The organism is Butyrivibrio proteoclasticus (assembly GCF_900115735.1).
Classification (GTDB): Bacteria; Bacillota; Clostridia; order Lachnospirales; family Lachnospiraceae; genus Butyrivibrio; species Butyrivibrio proteoclasticus_B.
In genome coordinates this window covers 14778-40350 of record NZ_FOXO01000006.1, presented here as the reverse complement: position 1 = coordinate 40350, position 25573 = coordinate 14778, and the positions used below count along the sequence as shown (strand labels likewise).

The following is a 25573-nucleotide window of genomic DNA, read 5'->3' as shown; positions in this document are numbered from 1 at the left end:
GAAAGCAATATTTTGTCTGCGCTCCTGTTAAAACTATTCCTTAGTCACGCAAGTTCCTTAAATGCCTCAAGAACAGCATGTTCATGGTCTATTCCCTGTTCCTCAAATCTACCGATTGCTGTTATCATCTTTTGGTAGTCGTTTGGAACTATCTTTTTGAAATCAGGAATATATGCTTCAAAGTTATCTAGTATTTCTTTTGCAAACTCAGAGTTTGTTTCTTTTTCGTAATCCTCAAGAATACTCTTAAGCTCTGCGATGTCATACTTCTCGGTTAGTTCATAAAGAGAGGCCATATCCTTGTTCATGCGAAGATATAATGTGTGTTCTTTGTCCAGTACGTAAGCTATTCCGCCGCTCATTCCTGCGGCAAAGTTCTTACCTGTCATTCCAAGGATCACTGCCCGGCCACCTGTCATATATTCAAGTCCGTGATCGCCGCAGCCCTCTGCTACAGCTACTGCACCGGAGTTCCTTACGCAGAATCTCTCGCCTGCAACACCGCATACATATGCCTTTCCTGCTGTTGCTCCATAAAGAGCTACGTTTCCGACGATGATATTATCATGAGCTTTATAGGTTGCTCTCTCGGAAGGTCTTACGATGACTTTTCCTCCAGAGAGGCCTTTACCAAATCCGTCATTGGCATCACCGTAGAGTTTTAAGGTCACGCCCTTTGGAATAAATGCGCCAAAAGACTGTCCGCCACCACCAAAAGCTTCAACATAAACCGCATCATCACTTAAGGTATTGCCAAAGTCTCTTGTAACCCTGCTGCCAAGAAGTGTTCCAAAGCTTCTGTCTGTACTTGATACTTCAACTTTCATTTTTATCTGTGATGAAGCCTTTGACTTTTCAAGGTTCTTCTTGTTCTTCTCATACTCAGGAATAAGGACTCTTGAATCCAAAGTTTTCTCAAGTTCAAAGTTATAGACATCCTTTGGATCAAAATGATTGTCTTTTCGCTCCGTAAATGCCTTGTCAAGAATCCTGCTAAGGTCTGCTGCCTCTTTTCTCTTCTTGATATCAGGGTCTTTGCCATCGTAGCTTCTAACCTTGAGGCAATCTGTACGTCCTACCATCTCTTCTATAGTTCTAAAGCCAAGGACGCTCATGATTTCACGGAGCTGTCTTGCAACAAAGAGCATAAAGTTCATGACATGTTCAGGTTTTCCCTTAAATCTTTTTCTGAGTTCTTCGTTCTGGGTAGCAATTCCCACAGGACATGTGTCTTTTGAGCAGACTCTCATCATCATGCAGCCCATGCATACAAGTGGCGCTGTGGCAAAACCAAATTCCTCTGCACCAAGAAGTGCTGCGATTGCAACATCTCTTCCTGTCATAAGCTTTCCGTCGGTTTCAAGCACAACTCTGCTTCTTAAACCATTGGCCAAAAGAGACTGATGTGCTTCGCTTACTCCAAGCTCCCACGGAAGTCCTGCGTGGTGAACAGAAGATGAAGGAGCTGCGCCTGTTCCGCCGTCATAGCCTGATACCAGGATTACCTGTGCTCCTGCTTTGGCAACGCCGGAAGCTATAGTTCCAACACCTGCTTCGGATACAAGTTTTACAGAAATTCTTGCGTTGTCATTGGCGTTTTTAAGGTCATAAATGAGCTGGGCCAGATCCTCAATTGAGTAAATGTCATGGTGAGGTGGAGGGGAAATAAGCGCCACTCCCGGCGTTGAAAATCTGGTACTTGCAACCCACGGGTACACTTTCTTACCTGGAAGATGTCCGCCTTCTCCAGGCTTTGCGCCCTGGGCCATTTTTATCTGGATCTCTTTTGCACTTAAAAGATACTGGCTGGTAACGCCAAATCTTCCGGAAGCCACCTGCTTAACAGCGCTGTTGCGCTCAGTGCCAAAGCGCTCCACATCTTCGCCGCCTTCACCGGTGTTTGATTTACCGCCAAGTCGATTCATAGCTGTAGCAAGAGTCTCATGAGCTTCCTTTGAAAGTGAGCCGTAGGACATAGCTCCTGTCTGGAATCTTTTTACTATCTGCTCTTCGCTCTCAACTTCATCAAGTGGCACAGGCTCTTTTGCCGGAACAAATGAAAGAAGAGCCCTTAAAGTATGAGGTCTGTCCTCGTCGTCGACCATCTGAGTGTATTCCTTAAAGCGCTCGTAATCTCCCTCTCTTACTGCCCTCTGGAGTGTTACGATGGTCTTTGGGCTATACATGTGGTCTTCTTTGTCTTCACCGCTTCTAAGGGAGTGGAAGCCTATAGAATCAAGTGTCGTATCGCTTGGAAGTCCCAGCGGATCGAAGGCTTTATTGTGCCTTGATTCTACGTCCTCGCCAATTTCTGCGATTCCAATACCGCCAACACGGCTCGTTGTTCCGGTAAAATACTTATCAACAAACTCTTTTGACAGTCCTATTGCCTCAAATATTCTTGCAGACTGATATGACTGGAGTGTTGAGATTCCCATCTTTGCAGCGATCTTCACAACGCCGCCAAGGAGGGCTTTATTATAATCTGCAATAGCAGTGTGGTAATCTTTATCAAGTATTCCTATGTCGATAAGCTCCGCAATGCATTCCTGCGCAAGATAGGGGTGAATGGCTCTTGCTCCAAAACCGAGAAGAGTTGCTATCTGATGAACGTCCCTCGGCTCACCGCTCTCAAGTATAAGAGAAACCGCTGTGCGCTGCTTGGTCCTTACAAGGTGCTGCTCCACTGATGAAACAGCAAGAAGTGATGGAATTGGCATATGGTTTTCATCAACGCCTCTGTCTGAGAGAATGATGATGTTAACGCCATCTGCCACTGCTCTGTCCACTGATACATCAAGCTGCTCAAGAGCTCTTTCCATTGGTGTGTTCTTATAGTACAAAAGAGATATCTTTTTTACCTTAAATCCTGGCTGGTCAAGGGCCTCGATCTTCATCAGGTCAACACCTGTCAGGATCGGATTATTGACTTCAAGGACTCTGCAGTTATCACTTTTTTCTTTTAACAGATTTCCGTCAGAACCTATATACACAGTAGTATCTGTGACCACCTTCTCCCTAAGTGAGTCGATAGGCGGATTGGTTACCTGGGCAAAGAGCTGCTTAAAATAGCAAAAAAGCGGTTGGTGGTGCTGGGAAAGCATAGCGAGAGGGATATCTGTTCCCATTGAAACCGTTGGCTCTATGCCATTCATGGCCATCGGCATGATCTGATTTTTTACATCTTCATAGGAATAGCCAAAGACCTTGTACAGCTTATCTCTCATCACCTGGGAGTGGGTCGGGATCTTTCTGTTGGGAATCGATAGTTTACCCAGATGAAGCAGGTGGCGGTCAAGCCACTCACCGTAAGGTTTTGCCTTTGAGTATTTATCTTTACACTCTTCATCTGAGATGATGCGCCCGGCCCTGGTATCAACGAGAAGCATATGCCCGGGGGACAGGCGTGATTTTTTCACAATGCTCTCTTCAGGGATGTCGAGCACTCCCACTTCTGATGAGAGGATAAGCCTATTGTCATTTGTCACATAGTATCTGGATGGACGCAGTCCATTTCTGTCGAGGGTTGCACCAAACATCTCCCCATCGGTGAAAAGAACTGCTGCAGGGCCATCCCATGGTTCCATCATAGTTGCGTAATAATGATAAAAATCTTTTCTGTCCTGAGCCATGAAGTCGTTGTGCTTCCAGGGTTCAGGGATTGTGAGCATCATCGCAAGGGGAAGGTCCATCCCATTCATGTACAAAAATTCAAGCGTGTTATCGAGCATGGCAGAATCTGACCCTGAAGAAGCTATAACAGGGTATACTTTACCAAGTTCTTCGCCGAATACGTCAGATGACATGGTCTCCTCACGGGCAAGCATTCTGTCGCTGTTACCTCTGATAGTATTGATCTCACCATTATGGGCGATCATCCTGTATGGATGGGCTCTCTGCCAGGAAGGAGTTGTATTGGTCGAGAAGCGGCTGTGAACCATGGCAATTGCTGTAACGTATTCAGGTGATAAAAGGTCTTCGTAGAAATTGCGCAACTGCCCTACCAAAAACATTCCTTTATACACAATGGTTCTGGATGAAAAAGAACAAATATAGGTGTCCTCAGAAGATTTTTCATACTCTCTTCTAAGGCAATAGAGCCTTCTGTCAAAGGGAATCCCCGCTTCAACATCTGATGGTCTTTCTATGAAACACTGCTCAATATGTGGCATGCAGTTTTTGGCAACTTCTCCCAGGATTTCAGGGTGGACAGGTACTTCTCTCCATCCTATGACCTTAAGATTTTCCTTCTGTGCAATAACTTCAAGCATGCGCTTTGCAAACATGCGCTTCATTGAATCCTGTGGAAGAAAGAACATTCCAACTCCATAGTCTCCGGCATTTTTAAGTGTTATTCCATGCTCTTTTGCTTCTTTTGAAAAGAACTTGTGAGAAATCTGAAGAAGTATTCCAACGCCATCGCCTACTTTACCTGTGGCGTCTTTTCCCGCTCTGTGCTCAAGTTTTTCGACGATAGAAAGGGCATCGTCCAAAACTTTATTATCCGGTTTTCCATCTATATTTATTACGGCGCCTATACCACAGGCGTCTCTTTCATTCATCCATGGTTCCATGTGGGCTTCCTTCCTTTTTTGATATAATGACGGCATTTTAAATTACACAATCATTTCAGGGACGCTCCCGCTTCGTCAAAAACGTAGCAGTACTAATGCCCGATAATACTGGGAATAAGTACTGACGTTTTTAAAGACCCTGAAATTGCTTGCGCAATATTAAAATGCCTGTCTTTGTACAGCGAAAAACAAATGATAATATATCTTATTTTGTCAGGTACTATTCTGTGGATAAGTTATCATCTTGGCCATACTTACCTAAGAGAGAACAGCATCTGTCCGTATGTTGGGTAACTAAGATATTTGTCAGGGATAAGGGCTTCGGCCTGATCTGCATATTTTCTTAGTTCATTCATATCCGCAAGAACTATACTCTGATAATATGCCGCTGTTTCAAGTGCATCAGTCTTTTCCTCAGCAATTGTTGTGTCTTCTGCCAGTTTCTCAAGTGCCTTGCTCATTTCAAAGCTTGCATCATCAAGTTTCTTAAGAAGTGATATTTCAAGTAATGCTGCGTTTTCTCCAAGAAGGCTCTTTTTCTGCATTGCTTCTTTTCCAAGATCTTTCTCGTAAGCAACGATGCCTTCTGTAAGGTCTTTTCTTACCATCTCCTGCATGGTGAGAGACTCGATGTGAACTGACTTTGAGTAATTTTCAAGAAGAATCTCGTATCTTGAATGAATCTCTTCTTTTGTGAAGATACCGTGCTTAGTGAAAAGCTCAACTGACTCATCTGAAATCCAGTATGGCATTGCATCAGGAAGTGATTTAAGGTTGGGAAGACCTCTTTTTGCTGCTTCCTCTACCCATTCATCTGTATATCCGTTTCCGTTGAAAAGAACTCTCTTGTGAGCTGCAAGTGTCTCTTTAAGAACTTCTGCAATCTTTGCTTTAAGTTCTTCGCCCTTGAAAGGAGCAAGCTTCTCATAGAGCTTTGCAACTTCTTCTGCAACTGCTGTGTTGAGGACGATGTTGGCATTTGCTACAGAAACTGATGAACCTGGCATACGGAACTCAAACTTGTTTCCTGTGAAAGCGAATGGTGATGTTCTGTTTCTGTCTGTGTTATCTTTTGTAAAGTGTGGAAGGACTGTTGCCCCCATTGCCATCTGAACCTTGCCTGCGCTCTGGTATGCACTTCCTTCTTCTACTGCCTTAAGTACTTCTGCCAGCTCATCACCAACGAAGATTGAGATGATTGCTGGTGGTGCCTCATTTCCACCAAGTCTGTGATCGTTTCCTGCAGATGCAACAGAAAGTCTGAGGATTGGTGCATACTCATCAACAGCTGCAATTACAGCCATAAGGAATACAAGGAAAGGAGTGTTCTCTCCGGGATTTTTGCCCGGATCAAGAAGGTTGATTCCTGTATCTGTGCAAACAGACCAGTTGTTGTGCTTACCTGAACCATTGATTCCTTCAAATGGCTTCTCATGCAAAAGACAAGCGTAATTGTGCTTGTCAGCAACTTTTTTCATAACTTCCATTGTGAGCTGGTTGTGATCAACAGCGATGTTTGCTGTCTCAAATACAGGTGCGAGCTCATGCTGTGAAGGAGCAACTTCGTTGTGCTTGGTCTTTGCAGGGATTCCAAGTTTCCAAAGCTCTTCATCAAGGTCGTGCATGTATGCTGATACTTTTGGCTTGATAACGCCAAAGTAGTGATCTTCCATCTCCTGCCCCTTTGTAGCAGGAGCACCGATAAGAGTTCTTCCTGTGAAAAGAAGGTCTTTTCTCTTTTTGTAATAATCTTTATCAATAAGGAAATATTCCTGTTCTGAACCGATTGTTGTATTCACTCTGTTTACATCCTCATAACCTAAGAGATGAAGGAGTTTTACAGCCTCATAGGAAAGAGCTTCCATTGATCTTAAAAGAGGTGTCTTTTTATCAAGAGCTTCACCGCCGTAGGAGCAGAATGCTGTAGGAATGTAAAGTGATCCGTCTTTGATAAATGCAGGTGATGATGGATCCCATGCTGTATAACCTCTTGCCTCAAATGTTGCACGAAGTCCTCCTGATGGGAAGCTTGATGCATCAGGTTCGCCCTTTACAAGCTCTTTTCCCGAAAACTCCATAATGACTCTTCCGTCATCTGTAGGTGAAATAAAACTGTCATGCTTCTCTGCTGTGAGACCTGTCATAGGCTGGAACCAATGTGTAAAATGAGTTGCTCCGTTCTCAACAGCCCATTCCTTCATAGTTGCCGCTACGCAGTTAGCAACCTCCAGCTCTAAGTGAGTTCCTTTTTCAATTGTCTTATGAACTGCCTTATAAATGTCTTTTGGAAGACGTTCTCTCATTACTTTGTCATTAAATACAAGACTTCCAAATTCTTCTGTTAATTTGCTTGCTTCTATCATCTTTTTCTCCTCCGTTAAAATTTATTTACCTGATGCGCCATAATTGGAAAGGACTCTGGCTGATGGATCGTTGACATTACAGCCTTCCCAGTTCTTATTTGGCATCCAGAAATCTATAACCATATCCGACTGTCCCGGATAGTATTTTTCAAATATCTCTCTATAAAGAAGTGACTCCTTCGTGAAAGGTTTTGCGTGAGTATATTTTTTCCTGAGACTCTCATACTCCGCGTAGGTGTACTTCTCATCTGCATATTCCATGAGGTCGTCCCTAAGGGAATGTCCAACAGCATCTGAGAAAGCCGCTTTTTCTCTCATAAGGATTGAATGTGGTATAACTTCGTCCTTTTCAAAGGCCTTTCGCAAAAGAAATTTACCTATTCCGTAGGTGTTTAATTTCTTTTCAGGGTCAATGCTCATAACATAATCCACAAAATCCAGATCTCCGAAAGGAACTCTTGCTTCAAGTGAATTTACGCTTATGCATCTGTCTGCTCGAAGGACGTCATACATGTGTATTTCTCTGATTCTTTTGGCTGCTTCTTCCTGAAAAGCTTCTGCACTTGGCGCAAAGTCTGTGTACTTGTAGCCAAAGAGCTCATCCGATATCTCACCGGTAAGGACCACCTTGATATCAGTGTTTTCATGAATCCACTTGCACAGAAGATACATTCCTATCGAAGCTCTTATGGTTGTGATGTCGTAGGTTCCAAGAGCATGTATAACAGGTTCTATGGCCTTAATGACATCTTCCTTTGTGATGATAACTTCGTGGTGATTGCTATGGATGTAATCAGCTACTTCTCTTGCATATTTCAGATCAATGGCATCTATGTCCATGCCGATTGCAAATGTCTCAAGTGGCGTATCTGAAAGGCTTGCTGCCACACCGCATACAAGTGATGAATCAAGACCTCCGGACAAAAGAAATCCCACAGGAGCATCAGCGTCCAGGCGCTTTTTTATTCCATTAAGGAGTTTGTCGTGGATCTTCTCGGTTACGACTTCGAGACTGTCTGAAGATACTTCTTTTACCACAGTCATATCTCTATAGCAGACAAACTGTCCGTCTTCATAGTAATGCCCCGGTGGGAAAGGCATTATCTTATCTGTGACTCCCACCAGGTTCTTAGGTTCTGATGCAAAAATGATGTATCCTTCGCTGTCATAGCCGTAGTAAAGCGGTCTGATCCCGATTGGATCTCTGGCAGCGATAAATTTCTTTTTATCTCCGTCGTAGATAACGCAGGCAAATTCGGCATCAAGAAGACCAAACATTTTTGTTCCAAGTTTTTCATATAAAGGAAGCAGTATCTCGCAATCGCTTTCGCTCTTAAAGTTGTAGCCAAGAGATGTCAGGTACTTTTTCAGATCTTTGAAGCCATAGAGCTCTCCATTACAGATAACGGTATTTTTTCCATTATTGAATGGCTGCATACCTTCCTCTGAAAGGCCCATGATTGAAAGGCGATTAAAGCCCATCCATCCGCCTTTTACCTTTTTGATCCTTGTCATGTCAGGTCCACGAGATGCTGTTTTTTCCAGCATTTCTTCAAAGAATTCTTCGCTTACCGATTCTCTTGCGTATGTAAGAATTGCGCACATACTGTTTCCTCCTGGGTGGTTAGTTATATATATATTTGAGTGATATACGCATGACTCCGCTTTGCTCTCGTCATGCTACATACATTCGGAAATCGCACTTCGTGCTTTTTTCCTCATGCTTAATCACTCTGGGATTCTCACTAAGCTCGACAGAACCTCGCTAAGTGTTCACCCATGGTTCGCACTAGGCTCGACAATACCTCGCCAAGTGCTCTACTCAACATCTGCCAGCGCTGCAGCACCTTCTTCTCCGGTGCGGATCTTGACTACATTGTCGAGGCTGTATACGAAGATCTTGCCATCTCCAATGTGGCCTGTATAAAGAGTTTTCTTTGCTGCTTCTATAACGTCTTCAACCGGAATCTTGCTCACAACAACTTCCAGTTTAATTTTAGGAAGGAGTGTGGCATCCATTTCGACGCCACGATACATGTCGCCGGAACCCTTCTGGACGCCACAACCCATGACTTGAGTAACAGTCATTCCGGTTACGCCAAGTTCGTTCATAGCGCGTCTAAGCTTGTCGTAACGGGATAACTTTGCGATAATAACAACTTTGTGAATTCCTGATTCTGTATGTACAGGTGCTGTAACGACAGGAACTGAAGCTTTCTTCTGGAACTCTGAAGCCTCTTCGTAGTCGCTTACACCAAGATCTGTGTTTTCATTTACTGTCATGTTCAATGTGTTTGAAACATCCATGATCGCAAATCCTGAATATGCTGATGCAAGTCCATGCTCTGTAGAATCAAGACCAAGAATTTCTTCTTCCTCTGTAACTCTAAGACCTAAAACTGCTTTGATTAAAAGAAAGGTGATGCTGATTGTAACTGCAGTCCATGCTGCTGTAGAAAACATTCCAAGAAGCTGAATTCCAAGAAGCTTAAATCCGCCACCGTAGAACAATCCAACCATTTCACTTCCTGCAGCATCGACAATTGAATAGCCGGGAGCTGAATTAGTTGCAAAAAGACCTACTGCAATTGTTCCCCAGATACCATTTAGGCAGTGAACTGCGACAGCACCAACAGGATCATCAACGTGAAGCTTGTAATCAAGAAGCCATACACCAAAGCAAACAAGAAGTCCTGCTACGATACCAATCACAATTGCACCAAAAGCATCTGTTACATCACAAGGAGCTGTGATTGCTACAAGTCCTGCAAGAGAAGCATTGAGACACATTGAAACATCAGGCTTTCCATACTTAAGCCATGTAAAGATCATGCATGTTACTGTTGCAAGTGCAGGAGCAATTGTTGTTGTAACAAATACTGATCCAAGCTGCTCTACTGATGTACAGGCTGCTCCGTTAAATCCGTACCAGCCAAGCCAGAGAATGAATACACCAAGGGATGCTGCTACAAGATTATGCCCCGGAAATGCATTTACTTTTGTTACTTTTCCTGCTTTGTCTTTTTCAAACTTACCAATACGAGGTCCAAGGAATGCGGCTCCGATAAAAGCTGAAATACCACCAACCATATGGATGCAGTTAGATCCTGCAAAATCATGGAAACCTATCTGTGACAGCCATCCACCGCCCCATGTCCAATGTGCTTCAATTGGATAAATGATTGCTGAGATAACTGCCGAGTACACACAATAGGAAATGAATTTTGTTCTCTCAGCCATTGATCCTGAAACGATTGTTGCTGTAGTAGCACAGAAAACAAGGTTAAATACGAAGTTTGACCAGTCAAAACCAGCATAATTTGTAAAAATATCAAATCCCGGTTTTCCGATTATTCCGGCTAAATCCTCCCCAAGAAATAATCCGAAACCGATAAGAATAAAAACTACAGTTCCAATACAGAAATCCATAAGATTCTTCATTATGATATTTCCTGTGTTTTTGGCTCTGGTAAACCCCGCCTCACACATTGCAAATCCGGCCTGCATCCAAAATACCAATGCTGCACCTATAAGAAACCAAACACCAAAAACACTACTGTCAATTGCGCTTAAGATTTCCTCACTCATACTTTTTCTCCTCTCTCCCGGGAAAAACATAAAATTCAAACCCTCACAAATCTCCCCAGTAAAAAAAGCGATGCAACGGCACACTACTTTTTTGTAGTATGATGCCCCATTGCATCGCTTAGTCTTAATATACCTGCTGTATTATTTTTTAAGATTTTTACAGAATACATGTATACACAAAAATGTGTAATCCGCGGATCATGCACCCATAATCAAAAAGCGCCTTAGAGAGTACTCTCTAAGACGCCTTTGTCTTTATGAATATGAAGTTTACTCCTGTATAAAAAACATGTCAAGAGATTTTGTATACAATTTTTTCTCAATTTTTCAACTCATTTCTCAATCCGCTTTCTATGTTTGCAGTCATAATTATAAGCACTTGCGATTGACTCAATATCCAATTATACAATTTGCAGTCATATCTAATCATGTTTTCAGATGACTCATAAGCTTCAACCTTCATTTGCGGTCAATCCTTTTCAACTAAATGATTGACTCATTTTGTACCATTGCAATTTGCAGTCAATCTTGATTCCCAAATACAGTGACTCAAATAAGACAAATTGCGATACGAGTCATTTCACCACTGGTAATTGGTTGACTCAAATGAGATGAGGCGTAAATAGAGTCAACTTGCATTTCTATAATATTTTGCTTGAGCCTCAAACACGAAATAAATTCCCGATTCCCGGTTACTTTTTCCACTTATGACTCGTTAACCAGCTTTCCTGTCATATGCTCCGGTGTAAATTCCAGACACTGCACACGAAGGAATGCATTCTTAAGCTCTTTTTCCAGATATTCTTCGTCATCGGTAAACTTCCTGGTTAGTGCAGTACAGATTTCTCTCGCCTTTTTTTCATCTTCAACAAGACTGATCCTGCCAAAAATGATAACACTCTTAATATTTAGAGCCCAATCACCTTCCTTGCGATATCCTTCATCATAAACGCAGTAACTTGCTTTATCGCATGTTTTGATTGCGTCAATCTTATGTCCCTCTTTGGCTCCATGAAAATAGATTTTCCCATCCTCTTCGCAGTACCAATGATCTATGGGAAGTCCATAAGGATAACCATCATCACCGATTAGTGAAAGAACCCCTCTCTTAGTATTCTTCAATATCTCTATACACTCTGAATCTGAAATCTGTTGACCAAATCTTCTCATTTTTCTAAACATGACGTACCTCACTCTTTTGCTAGAATTTTAAGTCCTGCTATTCCAACTACAATCAGAATAACACATATTACCTGAGGAACAGTAAGCTTTTCTTGGAAAAGAAATATTCCCAGCAATGTAGTTCCAACAATTCCCATTCCGGTCCACATAGCGTAAGCAGTTCCAAGCGGCAGATGTTTAAGTGCTATCGATAGAAACACTGCACTTGCTATGTATCCCACTCCGGTTACAATTGACGGAATCAGCAACGTAAAGCCATTAGACATCTTCATAGCTACCGCCCACGTAATTTCAAGAGCTCCTGCAATAAATAGATAGATCCACTTCATTTTTTTACCTCCAAAAAAACGCCATTCCCTTACCTGCTAAGACCTAACGGTAAAGAAATGACGTTAATCCCACTACTCGGTAGCAATGGGCGCCTTTTTATTTAATAATAACATATTATCAAAAGTTATAAATCTTTGCATACTTATCTTTGAAGTGTCTGATAAGCGGCTTTGCAGAAAGTTCTTGTCCGCACACAGCTTCCAGCACTTCGCTTGATATTCTAGTTGCACCATACTGATGTATATTCTCATTGAGCCACTTTGTGATTTTCTTTATATCTCCGGCTGCAAGGATGTCATCAATACTTCCAAGGTCTTTCTCAATTGCTTCAAGGAACATTCCGTCATAGATGCTGCCAAGAAGGTATGATGGGAAATATCCAAAGCTTCCGTCCGACCAGTGCATGTCCTGTAAAACGCCCTGCGCATCAGTCTCAGGAACAACATGAAGAAGCTCATCCATCTTGTCATTCCACATCTTAGGAAGGTCTTTTACATCTGCTCCATCAATGAAAATTGCTCTCTCCATCTCGTATCTGAGGATAATGTGGAGACAGTATGTAAGCTCGTCAGCTTCAGTTCTGACAAGACTGTTTTCAATGTGGTTGATTTCTTTATAGAATTCCTCAAGTGTTACAGTCTTAAGCTCCGGAACAATCTCACAAACCTTTGGCCAGATTGGTTTCCAAAAATTGATGTTTCTTCCAAGGATATTCTCATAGAATCTTGACTGGCTCTCGTGAAGTCCCATGTAACTGATGGACGCGCCTTCAGTTCCCTCGTATTTATGGTCAACATTCTGCTCAAAGATGGCATGTCCACCCTCATGAATAGCTGAGAATATGGCGGAAATGACCTCATTCTCATAGTAATGATTTGTAATCCTGACATCATCAATAGACATGTTAGTAGTAAATGGATGCTCGGTCTCAGCCTGAGCAAATCTTTCCATATCAATTCCCATATACTCCACAAGGAACTTACAGAGCTCAGCCTGCTCGTGAGCAGGTACTTTCATGGTAAACTTGCTGTGATCCGGCTGTGGGCAGGCAAGAATCTTATCCAAAAGCGGGATTAGTTCTTCTTTAAGCTCCTCGAAAACTGCATCAATTTTACCCTGTGTCATGCCTCTTTCATAATCATCGATAAGGGCATCATAGGGCTGCATATCAGGAGAAACATATTTCTTATACTCTTTAACCGCTTTGATAGTTTTCTCAAGCGGTGCTTCGTATGACTTCCAGTCATTGTTCTGTTTAGCCTTTGGCCATGCAATAGAAGAAGCAGTAATGGTTTTTACATACTCTTCGTAGAAATCCTGAGGAACACGTCTCATCTTATCAAGCTGCTCCTTGGTTCTTGTAATGTCAAATTTCATTACGTCATCAAGTTTATCGAATTCTTCTTTTTCAGAAAGTTTGCACACAAGACCATAGAACTCATCGTCTGTTGCTTTCTTAAAATGCTCAGTTGAAAAGAATGAAATGGCATCTGATAATTTCTCTTTTCCACCATCAGGACATGTGGTCTCAAGATCCCAATGCATAAGGGACATTGCATGTCCAAGGTAGTTAAGTTCTTTCTGTTTTGCTTTGTATTTCTCAAGTAATGTCATGTAATTTTCCTCCTATATAATATTTTTCTTTTTCAATATTCAATTTATATTTTCGCAGATGTTTCGGTATTTTTACGAATCTGCTTGTCATAGTATTATAAGCTGTAATTCTTTGAACTTATCACTTTATATTTTCCTTCAAATACTTCGCTGCAGATCCTAAGTTCCAGTTCCTGCCTATGCTTGAAATGATCAAGTAGTGCCGAAGTCCCTGCCACTTTCTTTTCTATAGCATAAGGTGAACTGTCAAAATACCTCATCATAAGCGGAAACCACATTTCATTTCCATTATCATCTGAGCGCTCTTTTCTTATAATATCGATATTGGATGCTATATCATCTGTTTTCAGATACAATATCTGATATTTCCTGCCGGTAAGAGTCTCTTTTACCTTCCTATAAAAATCGATGACCTCTTCGTCAGTGCATTTCTGGAACAGAATCATATCCTCAACAATGTTCTGAAAAATGGAGCATTCGAAGATGTACTTATCTGCGTTCCAGTTCCTAAAACGCTTCAAAATAATATCTTTAAAGCTGTCTTTGTCAATACGCCCGTTATAAATTTCATACTGCTCCAGATCCTTATGAAATCCCGGAATATCAGTAATGATCTGGGTATAACAGATTATCATATGATCATCTGCCGTGGGACTTGTGTCTGTAAAGCTCTTTTCCTCAAAGCTTTTTTCTTCTATCTCACTGCGGATATCACTGTATTTATCAAGAATCTCACTATACTTTCTCTTATCAACATAGGCGCACCAAGCCAGCTCCACCGGTGAATAATCGCCTTCACGTATAGCCTTATAATCAGTATATTTCTCGGAAAGTTTTCTTACAAGCGTACTCTTGCCACTTCCCTGAAGCCCTTCAATAAAATAATTCATATACAACTCCTTTCGAAATGGTCTCTATTCAAGCCCATTCTCTGTCAATGTGTAGACCTTCGTACAAACCTCATCTATGTATTTCCTGTCGTGCGAGATGCTGATAACAGCTCCCGGGAAAAGAGATATCATCTTCCTGATTATTGGCCCTGACAGGGGTGAGAAGTTTCGCGTTGGTTCATCCAAAATAAGAACATTCGCATCAGATAAGCTCATTTTAAGTAGAAGCACCTTTGCTTTCTGCCCGCCCGACAACTCTCTTATAGGGTGGTCCATCTCATCCGCTGTATACTTGAGTGATCCAAGATAAGTCCTGATGCGGGTCCGTACTTTCTTATCTCCTGTTTCATCAAGAAACTCCACAGGCGTCACATTAAGATCAAGAAGCTCCTCATAGTTTTGTGGCATGTACTGAACTTTTATATCACTCCTTGCAAGAAGCTCTTTGACCATCTTCTTTAGAAGAGTCGTCTTTCCAACTCCGTTAGTTCCAACAATGCAGATTTTCTCAGGTCCTCTTACTCTCAGAAATATATCTTTTGCCAAAATTTTCGTATCATCCGGAGTTCTCAGTTCATCAAGGCTATACTCTATAACAGTCTTGCCAGCAGGCATCCTGGCATCATCAGATCCCAGCTTAAAAAATACTGCTTCCTCCTGCTCAGGCATCTTAGTCATATTCTCATCTTCTTTTTCAAAGCGCTTTCCCATGGCCTTAACAGTGTGCATCTTGTCCTTTAGATTTTTACCCTCAGCTGGCGATTGCCTTGAAACATTCGAAAGAGCATGCTCTACACTGTTATATACTCTTGCATACTTCTCATCTCGGCGCTTTTTCTCTTTCCTGTCATTAAGCGCCTGCTGTTCCTGCCTCTGGAAGTCCTCAGCTCTTTTTTCTATATAATTCCTGTAACTGTCCCTGACGATCGTGTACCTGCTCTTAGTCTTCCTCATGATCTGCTCAATATGGATCACCACATTGGCAGTATTCTCGATAAGAGTCTCATCGTGAGATATGAACAAAGCTATGTGCTCCCACCCATTTATAAGCCTCTCCAGAAGTTCCAGCGTACTGATGTCTATATCGTTTGAAGGCTCGTCCAAAAGGAGAACTGTTGGCTTATCCATCAGTATTCTTAACAGCTGAGCCTTTACTTTCTCGCCGCCAGACAGACTTCCCATATTCTGGTCGCTGTAAAAAAAGTCTACGGGTATCCTGAATTCCTTAGCCAGTTCCGCTAGTTCTTTTGGATCCTTGTCAAAAAAGAGATTGGCCTCTGAGAAATACTCATATAGTGTCTTATCTTTATCTGCATCCGGCAGTTCCTGAGGAAGGTATCCCAGAACTTCCCCTGAAGTTATAAGTTCTCCCTCGCATTCTGTATATTCTTCGGCCATTGACGGATCATATATCCACTTCATAAGGGTAGACTTTCCATTGCCCTCTTCTCCTATGATAACTGCCTTATCTTTGTCATTTAATGTTAGATTGAATTTCTCAAGAATAATCCTAAAATCTTTGCGATGTGTTATAGTTAAGTCTTTAATCTGAAGCATATATCGCCTCCTGTTCTGCTGCCTAAAATACCAAAATGAGCCTACCTTGCATACGCAAAATAGACTCACACAAATAGACCCACTAATACAGTAAGGCTAAGAATGCATGATAATCCAGTTTAAGCGTACACAAAACAGCCACTATAAGCAGCCTTCAAAAAAATTATGTGTTCACTCAAGCTAAATTATCTAATAAACATTCCTTCACCTAAACGCAAAAGCGCTCTTTCTTTATATTTTCAAATTATATTCATGATAACATCAGGCATAAGCTGATGCAATATGATTATTACCTAGCTTCAAAACACTTACTCCATATCCTGGAATGGTACACAATCCTGACACCATCTCTCCAGTAATCATATCAGTGACGTTACTCTTAATTGTGTACTTTACTTCGTTCTTTGAATAGTTAAGTATAAATGCGAATTGATTATCTCCATCCCCTCTGACAGCAAGTTCAAGTTCCTCAGGCAGTTCCAGATATTCTCCATATGGGTTCTTCACTCCGAGCTTGTCAAAAAAGACTTCAACTGACTCTTCATTAAAGGCGCTACCGTAATAATAAACTTCGCCATTGCCGTATTTATTTACTGTTAGAGCTCCGTATCCTCGGTAATAATCATCTTCGTAAGTTGCCAGAACTTTGCAGTTCTGTACAGTATTGCTAACATCTTCAGACTTATCATTCATACAACTACTGTCTTCTTCAGTCCGATTTTGTCCACAATCCGCCTCTGATCCGGACTGATTATCCACAGTGAGCTGGTCAGCAAATACACTTGCTGTGAATAATGTATCGTCCCACTTAATATGGACATCACCTGTATCAGGTGCAATGTAGGTATACTCCGGTATATCACAGCCGGTAAGCGGTTTGAGTTTTCCAGGAAGCTTCTCCATTGTACACTTTCCTGTTATTTCCTTGTATCCGCTTCTGCAGCCTATTACAAGCTTTCCGCCCTTCTCAACATACTTTGTAAGAGCAGGTAAAAATCTATCATCAACAATTGTCATATGTGGATAGATCAAAAGATCATACTGGGAAAGCTTTTCAAGCAGCCGCTCTGTGTTCACATGTCCACCGGCATCATCTCTTCTGAGATATCCACTAAGATATACAAAATCAATCGGAGTATGAGTTCTTTGAGAAGCATTTATGATTGCCTTCTGGCTTTGTTCCTCAACGCTTTTATGCCATACATCATACTCAGCATCCCATACATTGTCGTAGTCTTTTAGCACCGCAACTTTTGCAACATATTGGCATCCTGCAACATCAGATAATTTCTGCACTTTAGTATTAATATCAGAAATCTCTTTTAACCTTCTGTTATCTCTTCCAGAATAATCAAGGATTCCATGCCAATACATCTCTGTTCCAAATGTAGCTGTTCTCCATCTAAAGTAGCTGACAAAGTCCGCTCCATGAGCAATTGACTGCATTGTCCATAAAGTAATCTGTCCCGGTCTTGGAGTAGGTGCTCCCATCCCGGAATTCCAGCCATTGGCGCCGGATTGCTGCTCCATAATGCCAAATATAGGTGATATTGATCTTGTCTCTGTAAGATGCCTGCTCCACTTTCTGTCTCTAAGCGCGTCTTCTGAAGGATCATATCCACCAAGAGTATAAGCAAAATTTGGATATGAATCATAGGTTATAAAATCAAGACTTTCGTCTCTCATCCTCTGATAATCCACATGTCCAAATATGCCGTTAGTTGTAATGAAGTCATCTTCTTTTTTGTATTTGCGAATTATATCAGCCTGTATCTTAGCCCAACTGCAGGCGCTATCAGATACAAATCTGTAGTAGTCCAAAGTCTGATGAGGGTTAACAACTCCCTGAATAGTAGTTCTCGGAATGTGAACCTCGTTCCAGTCAGTATAGGTCTGATTCCAGAAAACTGTTCCCCATGCCTCGTTTAATGCATCAAGATTCTTGTATTTATTCTGCAAAAATCTGTTGAAGGCTTTATCATCACTTTCTGAGTAAAACTCGGCTATTTCACAGTTTATCTCATTATCAATCTGCCAGCCTATTACGCTTTTTCTTTTACCATAGTGCTCTGCAAATTTCTCAACAATTATTGAAGACAACCTGCGATAATTTTCAGAATTGTAATTATAATGACGACGCATTCCATGCCTGAAAAGAACTCCATCTTTCCTTGCATTTAATACATCAGGATATTTCTCAGATAGCCACGCCGGAGGCGTAGCAGTTGGTGTTCCCATGATCACCTGCATACCAATTTCATCCGTCAGATCAAGGAACTCATCAAAGAAATCAAAGTTATAGTTACCTTCAGTAAGCTCAACCTTACTCCAGGCAAACTCTGCTATTCTAACTGTCTTTATCCCCACAGACAGCATCCTTTCCAAATCCTCTCGCCACAGCGACTTATCCCAGTGCTCAGGATAATAACACGTTCCAAGAGTTATGCTTTCCCCGTTCAATATTTTTCTCATTTGTTACCTTCCCCTTTTCCATTTGCAGTTGATTCGGTATTTATATTCCAAACCAAAGCCCCAAAAACTCATTACTTCTCACGCAAACACCTTAGTACGCCATTTGCCCTTAAGATATCTTAAGACACAGCCAAGTCCTGTGATTGCCCAGGTAAGTCCGTTTGTATACCAGCATCCCCAAAGTCCAACGCCTGGTATAGCCATGAGTATTGTTGCAAAGCCAATTCTTCCCACTACTTCAATAAGGCCATTTATAAGCGCAAAAGCCGCATCTCCAACACCGTTCAGCATTCCTCTGAATACATATATGAGTCCCAGCGTAAAATAGAATAAACTTGTTATCCTAAGCCCCCTTGCACCAATTCTGATAGCCTCAGCGTTAGGCGTAAAGAATCTTATTATATTTTCTCCGAACGCAAACATAACTATGATCATTAGTATGCTAAATGCCGCAACAAGAAAAACGCTCTTGATACATCCACTTTTTACCCTGTCCAGTTTTTTGGCTCCTGCATTCTGTCCGGCAAAAGTTGAAACCGCAGTTCCAAGAGATCCAAATGGCTGCTGAACAAGCTGCTCAATCCTTCCTGTTGCTGTGTACGCTGCCATTACATTACTTCCAAAGCTGTTAACGACTCTCTGGAGGGCAACGCATGAAAATGCTATAAGGGCATTCTGAAGTGCAAGCGGAATGCCAAGTCTTACCGCTTTATCTATGATATCTGTGTTAAGTTCCTTATGGCTGGGATTAAGTTGAAGATATGGATTCTTTTTAACACCTACAGCTATGGAGCCTATCATGGCAATTGTCTGGGAAAAAACAGTTGCTATCGCCGCTCCCGCAACTCCCATATGAAGTCCTACTACTGTTACAAGATCCAGTACTACATTCACAAAGCATGCCACAACCAGAAAAATGAGCGGTGTCTTGCTGTCTCCAAGTGCCCTTAATATTGAAGAAATCATGTTATAAGCAGCAACCAAAAATGTGGCACCGCAAACTATCCTCATATATAAGAGAGCATCTGCCATACATTCTTCCGGAGTATCCATGATTGTCAGAATTGGTCTTGCAAAGAACACACTTACAACACTCATGAGGATACCTGCCACTAAGGTTATGTATATAGAGTTTCCCACAATCTTTTTTACATATTCATCTTTTCCTGCACCAAAATTCTGGGAAATCATAATACCAACACCGGCACCCATTCCCATACAAAGTGAAAAGAATAAAAAATTCACACTACCTACCGCCCCAATAGAAGCAAGACCATATTCGCCACCAAACTGACCGACTATTACTGTGTCCGCCAGATTATAAAATTGCTGGAACAGATTACCTAAAAGCATAGGAATAGTGAACTTAATAAGAAGCGCTATTTCATTGCCCTGTGTCATATCGGTAACATATCGCTTTTCCATAAAAACTCCTCAATACACCTCAATACAAATTTGATTGTTACGCCTTAATTGCCCATCTCATCTTGGTAGACTTACTGCGAGGATTCAGCCTGCACTCTTCTGCTGACGGTCTTGTGACATCCTCCGATATATCACTGTAAATTCCACCCTTTTTCAGTTCTTTAAAGGACTTCTTTACAAGTCTGTCTTCCCCTGAGTGGAAAGTCAAAATCGCAACTCTTCCACCTGGATTAAGTATTCCGGGGAGCTTTTCCAAAAATGAATAAAGAACTTCAAATTCACTGTTTACATCTATTCGAAGCGCCTGAAAAACTCTGGCACAACTCTTTTTAATAGCCTGTTCTTTCTCTTCCTTGGGAACTTTCCACAGAGCACCTTCAATTGCTTCTCTGAGGGCAGTTGTGGTGTCCATTGGATTCCCCTTTTTCATCAGGTTAAAAACTTTGTCGGCAATTTCCTCAGCATAGGGCTCATCTGAGTTCTCAATGAGCATTCCGACAAACTCATCCCTTGTAATGTTATGGAGCCTTTCTGCTGCAGATACTCCATGCTCAGGATCAAGCCTTAGATCAAGCGGTCCGTCGACCTTATAAGAAAAGCCTCTCTTGGGATCGTCAATCTGCATAGAGGAAACTCCAAGATCTGCCAGAACAAAGTCAAACTTCCCGGCTTCTTTAGCCACTTTATCTATATTGGCAAAATTGATGAGTCTGAATTTGAAATTCTCCTCTCCAAAACCTGCATTTCTTAACCTTTCCACAGTCTTTTTTGACTCTATGGGATCGACGTCAAGGCCATAAACACAGCCCTTTCCCTGCAGCTGCTCCAGCATCTTTCTGGTATGTCCGCCATATCCTAGTGTACAGTCGAGCCCCTGCTCGCCGGGCTGAATTTTAAGCACATCAAGAATTTCTTTTACCATGATGGAAATATGCATACCTGCAGGCGTTGAGCCCTTTGAGATAACCTTCGCCACTGTATCTGCATACTTCTCAGGATTCTGCTCTTTATATTTTTCTTCAAACTTTCTGGGATATTTCCCGGAATAATGTACTCTGCGCTTATGCTGTTTTTCTTCCATTTAACCTCCAATAAAAGGTAGTATTATGGAATAATTGTAATATTATCCTTGCATAAAAGAAAGATATGAATAGTTCAGATCCGTTTGTAGAAAATTAATTCAGTTTATTTGTACTAAGAGCAATGTTTCTTGAAAGGAGATATACACAGTACTGATTCATGCTGATTCCTTCGCGTTTTGATTGCTCAGCCAGTATCCTGTGCAAGCTTTTGGGAATCCTAAGCTTAAATTGACCAGAATACTTTTCTTTATTTTCAGGAATACTTATTTCTATTTGCTCTTCAATTGCAGCCTCTAGCCACGTACGTTTTGCGTCCTCAGCATTCTTTATCGCCTCTTCAATTGTTTCCCCTACTGTAAGGCATCCTGGTAGATCTGGAAAAGAAACTACATATCCGCCTTCATCTAAATCTTTTACTATTTCCATCTTGTAAGGTAGGTCTACATAATCCTCAATCTTTTTCATTCTCATCTTCCTCATCGTCCTCTTCTTCCTCCAAGACTACATTTCTAACCATCTCTACATAAATCTTTTTAATAGGTTCATGAGCAGGGATTGTTATTGGATTTTTGCCAGGTTTTCTAAATGTAAAATGACTACTCCCACCTTTTGTTCCCTGCATAACATACCCATATGCCTCTAAAACCCTCTTAAGCTCTTCAAATCGCATATTTCCTGACATTTTGAGTATATTATTTATTAGTTTTTCCCATCTTGACATTCTCTTTTTCCTCATTGTAATTGGTATCGTATTTGGTGTCAAATGAATATCGTTATTTAGAACAATTCTAAAAACATCTTACTTGTCAATAACAAAAAAATCTGATACTATATAACCGTTGGTTATGTTATCGCAACCATTGGTTATATGTCAAGGAGGAAAATAATGAGCTTTAATTCTAGACGATTAAAGGAAATTCGCGAAAATTTAGGTATTAGTAAAGCTGAAGCCGCGCGACGACTAAACATGACAGCAATGGGATATGGAAGGTATGAAAACGGACAAAGAGAGCCATCCTTTCAGACTATCAGCTATATAGCTCAGGTTTTTGGCACATCCTCTGATTATCTATATGATAAAGTAAATAATCCATCAGCTAATTGCATCACGATATATAAATCTGATGACCCTGTGCTATTTGATCTTATTCAAACCTATCAACAAAATTCCGATTCAGCCATTCGAATTGCAAACTACTATCAAAAACTCAAAAATAATAAAAAGGAATAACTATATAATGGCAAAAACTTTAATCAAAATAGAAAGCTTAAATACTCCTGATCTTCGTGTTTATCACGAGTACTCCGAGAATCAGTTATTTCACATAAATGAACCAGACCTTGGGATATTTATTGCAGAGAGTCCCAAAGTAATAGGCAGAGCTCTGGATGCAGGCTACGAGCCCATATCTCTTTTACTGGAAAAAGATCAGACTGAAAATGAGGCAAAGGAAATAATAGAGAGAATCACCAGTAGATTCGATGTTCCGATATACGTTGCTGAATCTGAAGTTTTGACGCAGATCACAGGCTTTCACCTTACAAGGGGCGTGCTCTGCGCTATGAGGAGAAAAGAACTGCCTTCTGTAGCTGATGTATGTCAAAAGGCCAGAAGAGTTGCAGTTCTTGAAAATGTTACCAACCCAACAAATCTCGGAGCCATCGTAAGAAGTGCTGCTGCCCTTTCAATGGATGCTGTTCTTTTCACACATGGCTGCACTGACCCGCTCTACAGGCGCGCTGCCAGAGTCAGCATGGGAACTGTATTCCAGGTGCCCTGGACATTTCTCCCTGAGGGAAAAGAGTTTGAGAGTTTAAAGGAGCTTGGATTTAAGAGCGTCGCAATGGCACTTAGAAACGACACTAAGGATATTAGCGATGATGAACTCCGAAACGCAGACAAACTGGCCATTTTCCTCGGTGCTGAAGGTGATGGGCTTTTAACTGAAACAATAAGCGCCTGCGACTATTGCGTTAAGATTCCAATGGCACATGGCGTTGATTCTCTTAACGTTGCAGCCGCAAGCGCTGTAGCTTTTTGGGAATTATCAAAATGATCAGATATCAATATTCAGTTCTGATAGTCCTTCTGCCTTAAAACAAACTGTTGCCCTAGAGCCCTGTTCTTTTTTCCTGAAAACTGCCAACAGTTTTCCGGCGAGCATGGCTCTCTTTTCTTCTTTATAACAGGACAGATCAAGCATGTTACCTGCATCCATTCCAATAAACTCGGCTGCATCATCATACTTAACAGCAACTACAGAATCTTCGTTCAGAACACAATTGCCATTTTCATCTGCAGCACTTATTTCCACAAACGTAAACTCTCCGACATTCTTCACATCTGCTGCCAGTTTTGACATTTTGCCTGTAGTTTTGACCACACACTCTTTTACAAGCTTATCTCCTATATAGCCCTCTGCCCGCAGCTCGCCTGCTTCATATGGCACATCCCAGGATAAATGAAGGTCTCCTGTAGTCGGATGATATCTTCTCATCTCATCATCCCAGCTCTGTGTAGCTCCATATCTTGGGCACGCAGCACCGGACTTTTCTGAAATAAGTCGTCCGTTCAGATAGAGCTTAACTCTTTCGCAATTAGTGTAGCAAAGAACCTGCTTAAACTCTCCTTCGTCTCCTTTAAAGTTCCAATGAGGCAAAAGATGTAGTGTCACATCATCCTTATTCCATATAGATCTGAAATAGTAAAATGCATCCTTTTTAAATCCGGCAGTATCGATTGCTCCAAAGTTGGCGCCGCGTCTTGGCCAATGAGCTTCCCCGAGGTAATCTATTCCTGTCCAGATATAATCCCCAGCCACATAATCCCTGCTTGCAGTGAATCTCCACAAAGCTTCGTGGGTCAGTGTCGCTGTAGTATAGTTTGTGTTATTTGGCCCTTCTAAGCTGTAGTCGCCTCTGTCCCCGCAAACAGAGGGATTCTCTGTTCCGATAAAAAGCCTCTCCGGATGAGCAATCTTGTCATCCTCATAGAACCTTTCAGCTCTTTCACGCCACCTTCCTACGTAGTTATATCCCACTACATCCAGAGCCTCAAGGAAGCTGTCTTTGGTGGCAATTGCAGGAAGGGATGCGATGTTATCGCAGGCACTTGTAACAAGCCTTTGTGAATCCTCTGAGTGCACTATGTCAGAGAGCATTTTTACTATCTGTGCCCCAGACGCATAGCCCTGCTCCGGAATCTCATTTCCAATGCTCCAAAGAACAATACTTGGATGGTTATAGTCGCGCCTTATCATGGTTCTTAGCTCTTTTTCCGCATCCAGTGAAAAGAACTGACTAAAGCCGTAGGATGGTTTATCCGAATAATAGTTCTCATTTTTATTCTTGCCCAGGGTCCACTCATCACAGATTTCATCCATTACGATAAAGCCCATTTCATCGCAAAGATCGAGGAAGGCTGGCGCCGGAGGATTGTGTGAGCATCTGATTCCATTTACACCCATATCCTTAAGTGACTTAAATCTTTCACTCCAGACCTCTTTGTGGAAAGCTGCGCCGAATAATCCGCTGTCATGGTGGAGGCATACGCCTTTTATCTTCACCTGCTCTCCATTTAACACAAAGCCCTTATCTTTGGTAAAAAGAGCTTTCCTTATTCCTATTTTTTCTATGCGTCTGTCAACTAATGTTTCGCCTTCGTATACTCTTGTCTCAAGGGAGTATAAATATGGATTTTTTTCAGACCACAAAACAGGGTTATTAACAAACATCATGCTTGCTGCTTCTGCGCTGTCTTTTGACTTTATCCACAGGGATGCCCCTGTAGCAGCAATCTCTTTTCCACTCTTATCTTTTATTGTCCATCTGATAACTGAGTCTTTGTCTGTATCAGAATAATTGTCTATCTTAGTTCTTAAATCCAGTGTAGCTAAGGTTCCATCATCTGTAACTGTATTTGTATCCACTTTTACCCCAAACAGATTGGTGCAGATATCTCCGTGTTTTCTTAAGTAAACATCTCTGTATATTCCGGAGCCTGTATACCATCTGCTGTTTGGCTGCTTGCTGTTATTAACTTTAACAGCTATGACATTTTTTCCTGGAACTATTTTGTCTGTGATATCCACAGAAAAGGTTGTGTATCCGTAGTTGTTTCCACCTACCTTTTTGCCGTTAACAAACACGGTACTCTCCATATAGATTCCCTCAAAAATGAGTTCATATCTTGATTCTTTGACATCCTCGTCTTTTAAGGTCACTTCTTTTCTGTACCATCCGGTTCCGGCCTTTGCATAGCCGCCACCGGCACCGCTTTTGTTATCCTTATCAGGAGCAAAAAAAGTATCCCAGTCGTGGGGCAGCGTCAACACTTCCCATGATGAATCATCATATTCAGCTCCTGCAAAAATATCTCCATTACAATCTTCCAAGTTGAATTTCCAATTTTGATTTATTAAGCTGGTATCTTTTAACTCCATTTCCTCTCTCCTGATAAAGTTTAAAAATATAGGGAGCAGGATTATCTGCTCCCT

General features: G+C 41.6%; 17 protein-coding genes. 2 read left to right on the top strand and 15 right to left on the bottom strand.

Annotation, left to right across the window (positions count from 1 at the left end; genetic code table 11):
* Window positions 1–44: 44 nt before the first annotated feature.
* From gltB to BM146_RS05110, 14 genes are all read right to left on the bottom strand, one after another.
* Window positions 45–4574, bottom strand: coding sequence for a glutamate synthase large subunit (gene gltB / locus BM146_RS05175; protein WP_083413410.1), 4530 nt, complete (start codon window positions 4572–4574; stop codon window positions 45–47).
* A 254-nt stretch (window positions 4575–4828) separates the two neighbouring features.
* Window positions 4829–6937, bottom strand: a complete 2109-nt coding sequence (locus tag BM146_RS05170; protein ID WP_074885370.1) for a glutamine synthetase III family protein — start codon at window positions 6935–6937, stop codon at window positions 4829–4831.
* A 21-nt stretch (window positions 6938–6958) separates the two neighbouring features.
* Window positions 6959–8542, bottom strand: a complete 1584-nt coding sequence (asnB, locus tag BM146_RS05165) for an asparagine synthase B (protein ID WP_074885367.1) — start codon at window positions 8540–8542, stop codon at window positions 6959–6961.
* Between the two features lie 213 nt (window positions 8543–8755).
* Entirely contained in the window at window positions 8756–10525 is a 1770-nt protein-coding gene (locus tag BM146_RS05160; protein WP_074885364.1) for an ammonium transporter, read from the bottom strand.
* Between the two features lie 705 nt (window positions 10526–11230).
* A complete protein-coding gene (locus BM146_RS05155) occupies window positions 11231–11707 on the bottom strand; it encodes a pyridoxamine 5'-phosphate oxidase family protein (RefSeq protein WP_074885361.1) in 477 nt (158 codons plus the stop codon).
* A gap of 8 nt (window positions 11708–11715) precedes the next feature.
* Window positions 11716–12036: a DMT family transporter gene (locus BM146_RS05150; RefSeq protein ID WP_074885358.1), complete on the bottom strand. Its 321-nt coding sequence runs from the start codon at window positions 12034–12036 to the stop codon at window positions 11716–11718.
* Between the two features lie 118 nt (window positions 12037–12154).
* Entirely contained in the window at window positions 12155–13651 is a 1497-nt protein-coding gene (locus BM146_RS05145) for a carboxypeptidase M32 (protein ID WP_074885355.1), read from the bottom strand.
* A gap of 95 nt (window positions 13652–13746) precedes the next feature.
* Complete coding sequence (locus BM146_RS05140; RefSeq protein WP_074885352.1) at window positions 13747–14541, bottom strand: P-loop NTPase family protein; 795 nt, start codon at window positions 14539–14541, stop codon at window positions 13747–13749.
* 24 nt (window positions 14542–14565) lie between these two features.
* Window positions 14566–16098 carry an ATP-binding cassette domain-containing protein gene (locus BM146_RS05135; protein ID WP_074885349.1) on the bottom strand — a complete coding sequence of 511 codons (1533 nt, stop codon included), beginning with the start codon at window positions 16096–16098 and terminating at the stop codon, window positions 14566–14568.
* A 261-nt stretch (window positions 16099–16359) separates the two neighbouring features.
* Window positions 16360–18570 (bottom strand): beta-galactosidase, encoded by a 2211-nt coding sequence (locus BM146_RS05130; RefSeq protein ID WP_074885348.1) that lies wholly within the window; start codon window positions 18568–18570, stop codon window positions 16360–16362.
* A 78-nt stretch (window positions 18571–18648) separates the two neighbouring features.
* Entirely contained in the window at window positions 18649–19995 is a 1347-nt protein-coding gene (locus BM146_RS05125) for an MATE family efflux transporter (protein WP_074885346.1), read from the bottom strand.
* 37 nt (window positions 19996–20032) lie between these two features.
* On the bottom strand, window positions 20033–21076 hold the full coding sequence (rsmH, locus tag BM146_RS05120; protein ID WP_074885344.1) for a 16S rRNA (cytosine(1402)-N(4))-methyltransferase RsmH: 1044 nt from the start codon (window positions 21074–21076) through the stop codon (window positions 20033–20035).
* Window positions 21077–21170: 94 nt separating this feature from the next.
* Window positions 21171–21542, bottom strand: a complete 372-nt coding sequence (locus tag BM146_RS05115; protein ID WP_074885342.1) for a type II toxin-antitoxin system HicB family antitoxin — start codon at window positions 21540–21542, stop codon at window positions 21171–21173.
* Window positions 21529–21798, bottom strand: a complete 270-nt coding sequence (locus tag BM146_RS05110) for a type II toxin-antitoxin system HicA family toxin (RefSeq protein WP_074885338.1) — start codon at window positions 21796–21798, stop codon at window positions 21529–21531. Before BM146_RS05110 ends, BM146_RS05115 begins: the two co-directional genes overlap by 14 nt.
* Before the next feature lie 165 nt (window positions 21799–21963).
* Here BM146_RS05110 and BM146_RS05105 point away from each other — a divergent pair, with 165 nt between their 5' ends.
* Both BM146_RS05105 and BM146_RS05100 read left to right on the top strand, forming a co-directional pair.
* A complete protein-coding gene (locus BM146_RS05105) occupies window positions 21964–22308 on the top strand; it encodes a helix-turn-helix domain-containing protein (protein ID WP_074885335.1) in 345 nt (114 codons plus the stop codon).
* A gap of 7 nt (window positions 22309–22315) precedes the next feature.
* Window positions 22316–23134: a TrmH family RNA methyltransferase gene (locus BM146_RS05100; RefSeq protein ID WP_074885332.1), complete on the top strand. Its 819-nt coding sequence runs from the start codon at window positions 22316–22318 to the stop codon at window positions 23132–23134.
* On the opposite strand, the gene BM146_RS05095 is transcribed toward BM146_RS05100, so the two are convergent.
* A complete protein-coding gene (locus BM146_RS05095) occupies window positions 23135–25519 on the bottom strand; it encodes a glycoside hydrolase family 2 TIM barrel-domain containing protein (RefSeq protein ID WP_074885329.1) in 2385 nt (794 codons plus the stop codon).
* Between the last annotated feature and the right edge of the window lie 54 nt (window positions 25520–25573).